Source organism: Ruegeria sp. G10, from assembly GCF_056533645.1.
On record NZ_JBQFOQ010000025.1, the window covers coordinates 1 to 2,500 of the forward strand.

Sequence of the window (2,500 nt, forward strand, 5' to 3'; positions counted from 1 at the left end):
TGGTTGCGGGAGCAGGATTTGAACCTGCGACCTTCAGGTTATGAGCCTGACGAGCTACCGGGCTGCTCCATCCCGCGACACTTTTTTGTGGCCTACCGCCTATTCGGCTACTTGAGGCCGGGTCGTATTCTGCTGATCGTTTAGAGAGACTGTTGGGCTTTTTCTAGGTTTGGCGGTGACCTACTCTCCCGGGGCTTAAGCCCAAGTACCATTGGCGCGGCAGTGCTTAACTTCCGGGTTCGGGATGGGACCGGGTGTTTCACTTGCGCTATGACCACCAAACCGAGGAAAAGCCCATGTCGACTTTCTTGCAAAGCAAGAAAGCGACAGGTGGCAGGCAGCGTCTTTGCTTGCAAAGGCGCGTTGCCACTCGGTTGTTATGTCAATCAACAGTGCCGCTTGGCGCGACACAGCCATCCGTAGTCAAGGTTGGTGTATGCTTTGGTCTTGTCTTTCCATTACTGGATCAAATCAAGCCTATCGGGCGATTAGTACCGGTCAACTGAACGCATTACTGCGCTTACATCTCCGGCCTATTGACGTGGTGGTCTTCCACGGCCCTCAGGGAGACCTTGTTTTGAGGGGGGCTTCCCGCTTAGATGCCTTCAGCGGTTATCCTGTCCGATCATAGCTACCCAGCACTGCCGTTGGCACGACAACTGGTCCACCAGTGGATCGTTCACCCCGGTCCTCTCGTACTAGGGGCAACTCCTCTCAAGTCTCCTACACCCACGGCAGATAGGGACCGAACTGTCTCACGACGTTCTAAACCCAGCTCACGTACCTCTTTAAACGGCGAACAGCCGTACCCTTGGGACCTGCTCCAGCCCCAGGATGAGATGAGCCGACATCGAGGTGCCAAACACTGCCGTCGATATGGACTCTTGGGCAGTATCAGCCTGTTATCCCCGGCGTACCTTTTATCCGTTGAGCGATGGCCCTTCCACTCGGGACCACCGGATCACTATGGCCGTCTTTCGACTCTGCTCGACTTGTCAGTCTTGCAGTCAGGCTGGCTTCTGCCATTGCACTCAACGAGCGATTTCCGACCGCTCTGAGCCAACCTTCGCGCGCCTCCGTTACGCTTTAGGAGGCGACCGCCCCAGTCAAACTACCCGCCACGCAGGGTCCCGGATCCGGATAACGGACCGCGGTTAGACATCAAGAGTGCGAAGGGTGGTATCTCAAGGGAGGCTCCACGGATACTTGCGTTTCCGCTTCAAAGCCTACCACCTATCCTGCACATCACAATCCTGATGCCAGTGCGAAGCTGTAGTAAAGGTGCACGGGGTCTTTCCGTCTAACCGCGGGAAGCCTGCATCTTGACAGGCAATTCAATTTCGCTGAGTCGATGTTGGAGACAGCGGGGAAGTCGTTACGCCATTCGTGCAGGTCGGAACTTACCCGACAAGGAATTTCGCTACCTTAGGACCGTTATAGTTACGGCCGCCGTTTACCTGGGCTTCAATTCAAGGCTCTCACCTCTCCTTTTAACCTTCAGGCACCGGGCAGGCGTCAGACCCTATACGTCGTCTTGCGACTTCGCAGAGCCCTGTGTTTTTAATAAACAGTCGCCACCCCCTGGTTTGTGCCCCCAGCCCCTAGTTGCCTAGGAACCGGGCCTCCTTCTCGCGAACTTACGGAGGTATTTTGCCGAGTTCCTTCAACATCGTTCTCTCAAGCGCCTTGGTATGCTCTACCAGTCCACCTGTGTCGGTTTAGGGTACGGTCTGATGGAGGGCTATTTCCAGGAACCACTCAGCAGCCCAATCAATCCGATAAGATTGAACTACATCCGTGATCCGTCACATCCTCCTGGCTCAGGAATATTAACCTGATTCCCATCGCCTACGCCTTTCGGCCTCGGCTTAGGGGCCGGCTTACCCTGCTCAGATTAGCTTTAAGCAGGAACCCTTGGACTTTCGGCGAGAGTGTCTCTCACACTCTTTGTCGCTACTCATGTCATCATTCTCACTAGTGATCTCTCCACCGGATGGCTCACGCCCCGGCTTCATCGAAAGGTTCATATCCTCCAAGGTCGTCCGAAGACGACTAAAGAGGATGGAACCTATGTCACACTACGCTCTGCTACCGATGCTTACGCATCCCTAGACTTCGGCTCATGGCTTGAGCCCCGTTACATCTTCGCCGCAGGACAACTTATTTAGACCAGTGAGCTGTTACGCTATCTTTAAAGGATGGCTGCTTCTAAGCCAACCTCCTGGTTGTTTTGGTCGTCCCACCTGCTTTCCCACTTAGCCATGAATTGGGGGCCTTAGTCGTAGGTCAGGGTTGTTTCCCTCTCCACTACGGACGTTAGCATCCGCAGTGTGTCTGCCATCTAGTACTCCCGGGTATTCGGAGTTTGGTTAGGATCAGTAAGCCTGTGGGGCCCCATTACCCATCCAGTGCTCTACCCCCCGGGGTATTCGGATGACGCTCTACCTAAATAGATTTCGCAGAGAACCAGCTATCTCCGAGTTTGATTGGCCTTTCACCC

General features: G+C 54.6%; 1 tRNA gene and 2 rRNA genes (1 of these 3 cut by a window edge). All 3 read right to left on the minus strand.

The features are described from left to right. A tRNA-Met gene (locus tag ACR0KM_RS20880) sits at positions 1-77 on the minus strand. 90 nt (positions 78-167) lie between these two features. Next, positions 168-282: ribosomal RNA gene (rrf, locus tag ACR0KM_RS20885) — 5S ribosomal RNA — on the minus strand. A gap of 185 nt (positions 283-467) precedes the next feature. Then, positions 468-2,500, minus strand: a 23S ribosomal RNA gene (locus tag ACR0KM_RS20890); it runs 797 nt beyond the window's last position.